This is a genomic window from Enterococcus olivae (assembly GCF_053760925.1).
In genome coordinates this window covers 1-1,373 of sequence record NZ_JBSMVT010000066.1, presented here as the reverse complement: position 1 = coordinate 1,373, position 1,373 = coordinate 1, and the positions used below count along the sequence as shown (strand labels likewise).

General features: G+C 39.8%; 1 protein-coding gene. It reads left to right on the top strand.

Annotated elements, in window-relative coordinates; translation table 11 throughout:
* Window positions 1-82 precede the first annotated feature (82 nt).
* Complete coding sequence (locus ACWODM_RS16330) at window positions 83-1,267, top strand: IS110 family transposase (RefSeq protein ID WP_455322374.1); 1,185 nt, start codon at window positions 83-85, stop codon at window positions 1,265-1,267.
* Window positions 1,268-1,373: the final 106 nt, after the last annotated feature.

The following is a 1,373-nucleotide window of genomic DNA, read 5'->3' as shown; positions in this document are numbered from 1 at the left end:
CCTTACTCCGTATCTAGAACAAGGTAGTGACGCTTTTCAGTTGAGTGGCCATCAATCCAAATTTTGTAAAGAAGGTGTGCTTATGTTTTATCTAGGTATTGATATTGGCAAACGAACACACGTCGCTTCCGTCATGAACGACGAAGGAAAAATTCTACTTAAAGGTTTTTCTTTTGCGAATTCTTTGGACGGCGCTCACGCTCTTTTAGAACGCCTGACTTCTTTCTCTGATTCCACAGATGACTTCCTTGTTGGTATGGAAGCTACCGGTCACTATTGGTTAGCCCTTTTCTCATTTCTTGATGAACAACAGTTTCTTGTTCACGTCATCAATCCCATTCAAACAGATGGCTGGAGAAAAGGAACTGAAATTCGTAAACGAAAAAATGATAGTATCGACTCAGTATTAATTGCTGACTTAATTCGCTACGGTTCATTCAACGAAACAGCTTTAGCGGACGAAACCATGTTCTCCTTACGTCAACTGACTCGTTATCGTTCATATCTTGTTGGCACAGCTGGCGACTTTAAACGAAAAGTCATTGCCATACTAGACCAAATCTTTCCTGAGTACGAAAAGGTGTTTTCAAAAGTTGGCATTTTTGGCAAGGCCTCCAAAGCTGTCCTATCTGAGTTTTCGTCTCCTGATGAATTCAATCAAGTTTCTGCCGAAACATTAGCTGAAACACTCCGTGTAGCGAGTCGAAGTCGTGTTGGACAAAGCAAGGCAGAGGCACTGAAAACAGCCGCCGCTCATTCTTTTGGTGTTCGTTTTGCTCAAGATGCCTTTGTTTTTCAATTACGTTCTATGATTGATCAACTCAGCTTTTTAGAAGAACAAATTAAACGAACAGAAGAAGAAATTGCACAATTAATGGCTTCTCTTCATTCGGTCATAGAAACTGTTCCTGGTATTGGATCTGTCCTTGGTGCGACGATTTTAGGTGAAATTGGCGATATTCTGAAATTTTCTACGCCTAAAAAACTAGTAGCTTACGCAGGAATCGATGCGTCTGTCTCAAAATCTGGTGAATATGAAGCCACTCACAACGTGATGAGTAAACGTGGCTCTCCCTACTTAAGAAAAGCACTGTTTCAAGCGGCACTCATTGCGTCCAGATGTGATCCAGTTTTCAAAGCCTTTTATGATAAGAAACGAGCAGAAGGGAAACACCATCTTACAGCGATTGGCGCTGTTTCAAGAAAGCTATGCTATGTGATTCATGTGATTCTAACAAAAAATGAACCGTACGAAATTCGTCAGTAGTGAAAAAAATAATCTTTTCTGAGGTTTATTTGTCATGCACTGATTCGTTATTTTTCATTCAGAAAGTTTTGTTTGTTTTCACTTGACTTTATATAGTTAGTCTTTT